The sequence below is a fragment of the Burkholderia sp. LMG 13014 genome (genome assembly GCF_905232215.1).
GTDB lineage: Bacteria > Pseudomonadota > Gammaproteobacteria > Burkholderiales > Burkholderiaceae > Burkholderia.
In genome coordinates this window covers 1-2,491 of the sequence record NZ_CAJNKE010000750.1, presented here as the reverse complement: position 1 = coordinate 2,491, position 2,491 = coordinate 1, and the positions used below count along the sequence as shown (strand labels likewise).

The 2,491-nt window shown below is 68.4% G+C and carries 2 protein-coding genes and 1 pseudogene; all 3 read right to left on the bottom strand.

Features of this window, described 5'->3' with window-relative positions; all coding sequences use genetic code 11:
- Nucleotides 1–277 (bottom strand): annotated as a pseudogene (locus tag JYJ84_RS34055) (MCP methyltransferase); the annotation flags it as partial.
- Nucleotides 274–786, bottom strand: a complete 513-nt coding sequence (locus tag JYJ84_RS34050) for a chemotaxis protein CheW (protein ID WP_122949092.1) — start codon at nucleotides 784–786, stop codon at nucleotides 274–276. The gene JYJ84_RS34050 and the pseudogene JYJ84_RS34055, both read right to left, overlap by 4 nt.
- Entirely contained in the window at nucleotides 783–2,459 is a 1,677-nt protein-coding gene (locus tag JYJ84_RS34045) for a methyl-accepting chemotaxis protein (RefSeq protein WP_122949091.1), read from the bottom strand. Before JYJ84_RS34045 ends, JYJ84_RS34050 begins: the two co-directional genes overlap by 4 nt.
- Between the last annotated feature and the right edge of the window lie 32 nt (nucleotides 2,460–2,491).

Here is a 2,491-nt window from a genome sequence, read left to right as displayed (position 1 = left end):
CCTCGCGGTCGCGGAAGAACCAGGTCTCGGGCACGACGAACAGCTCGATCAGCGCACGCCGCTCGTCGGCCGACGCGTTGAGCTGCTGCCAGTATGCGTCGAGCGCGTCCTGCGTCACGGGCGGCCGCGCCGCCGACGGCAGGCGCTCGCCGTCCGTCTGCAGCGCATGCACGCGCTCCGTCAGCGCGCGGATCAGGAAATCGTTGCCGAGCGAATCGGGGTCGATGCCGGTCTCGCGCAGCAGCCAACCGCGAAATCGCGATTCGGACTCTTTCATGCAGACTCTCCCCCGTGGCCCGGCAGGCCGTCGAACAGATACAGGCGCGCGACGTCGTCGATCAGGTCGGATACCGACACCTGCTGCACGACGCCGTCGGGCGTGTTCGCGACCAGCCCGAGCCAGCGCGTGCGCGCGGTCGAGATGCCGCTCGCGCGAAACGCGGCGCGGTCGATCCGCATCGTCTGCGTCGCGCGCTCGACGATCAGCCCGATCGTGCGCTCGCCGCCGGCCCCGTTCGCGCGGTAGCGAACCATCACGAGCCGCGTCGAACGCAACGCATGCGCGCGGCGCCGGAGCGCCAGCATCGGCACGTCGATCACCGGCACCGGCTGGCCGCCGCGCATCAGCAGCCCGGCGATCCAGTCGGGCGCACCGGGCACGGCCTTCGTGACCGCGAGCGGCAGCACCTCGTCGATGCCGGCCGCGTCGAGCGCATAGCGTTCGCCGTCGAGCTCGAACATCAGGAACAGCGCGTGGGCGCCGTTCTGCGCGTCGGCGCGCGTCACGCGTCGACCTTGAAACGCGACACGCTGGTGCGCAACTGGTTCGCGACGAGCGTCAGATCGTCGATCGCCTGCGACGACTGACGCAGCGACTCGGCCGTCTGCTGCGCGGCCTCCGACAGTTGCGACAGCGCCTGCGTGATCTGCTCGGCGCCGTTCGCCTGCGTCTGCATCCCTTCGTTGACCATCTGGAAGCGCGGCGCGAGCGTCTGCACCTCGGCGATGATCTGCGACAGCTGCCCGCCGACCTGCTGCACGTCGAGCATGCCGCGGCGCACTTCCTCGGAGAACTTGTCCATCCCCATCACGCCCGCCGACACCGCCGACTGGATTTCCTTCACGGTCTGCTCGATGTCGTAGGTCGCCACCGCCGTCTGGTCGGCGAGGCGGCGGATCTCGGTCGCGACGACGGCGAAGCCGCGGCCGTACTCGCCGGCCTTCTCGGCCTCGATCGCCGCGTTCAGCGACAGCAGGTTGGTCTGGTCGGCCACCTTGGTGATCGTCGCGACCACCTGGTTGATGTTCAGCGCCTTCTCGTTGAGGATCGCGAGCTTCGCGTTCACCGAACCGGCCGCATCCATCACGCTGCGCATCGTCTCGCCCATTCGCGTGAGCCCGCTCTGGCTCACGCCCGCGAGCGTCGCCGACTGCTCGGCCACGCCGGCCACCTCGTTCATCGTGCGCAGCAGGTCGCGCGACGTCGCGAAGATCTCGCGCGAGGTCGCACCGATCTCGGTCGTCGTCGCCGCGGTCTCGTTCGCGGTTGCCTGCTGCTCGCGCGACGTCGCCGCGATCTCGGCCACCGACGTCGTCACCTGCAGCGACGACTGCTGGGCGCGTGCCACGAGCTCGGTCAGCTCGTCGGCCATCCGGTTGAAGCCCGTCTCGAGCGTGCCGAATTCGTCGCGACGGCGCAGGTCGAGGCGCCGCGTCAGGTTGCCGGTGCGCATCACGTCGTGCACCTCGACGAGCCGCGCCATCGGCACGGTCACCGAACGGAACAGCAAGTAGCCGAGACCGAGCGCGGACAGCAGCACGAACGCCAGTGCGGTCGCGAGCACCACCTCGGTGTCCTGCACGGATTCGCGGATCAGCTTCGCGGACTGCTCGGCGAACTTGCGGTTTTCCTGCACCAGCACGTTCGCGTTGCGCACGACCTCGGTCCACGCGGGCACCGTCTTCGCGTAGGCGGCGACGGCCTCCTCACGCGACAAGCGGCTCTTCTGCACGGCTTCGTTCAGCAGCGGCACGTAGTGGTCGTACGCGCCGCGGAACGCCGCGAAGCGCTGCCGGTCGTCATCGCGGAACGTCGTGTTCTGGTAGTCGACCGTCAGCGACTCGATCTCCTTCAGCGAGTCGGAGATCTTCGCGAGATCGCGTTGCGCGGTTTCGGGCTGGGTGTCGACGAAGGTCGCCTGCTGCAGCAGCGTGAACGATTCGTTGACAGAACCGCGCAGCGACGACGCGAGGTAGACGCCGGGCAGCGAGTCGCGCTCGATGCTGACGGCTTCGGTATTGATCGCGCGCAGTCGCTCGTACGACACGCCGGCTGTCACCAGCATCAGCACGAACAGCACGCCGAAGCTGAGCAGGATGCGATTGCCGAGCGTCAGCCGGCCAGCGCCGATCGTCGGATGCAGGCTTTCATTGGTCGCGCGAGGCGTCACGGTGGCCATGTTCGTTATGGGCTTTCTAAAATCAGCGTTGA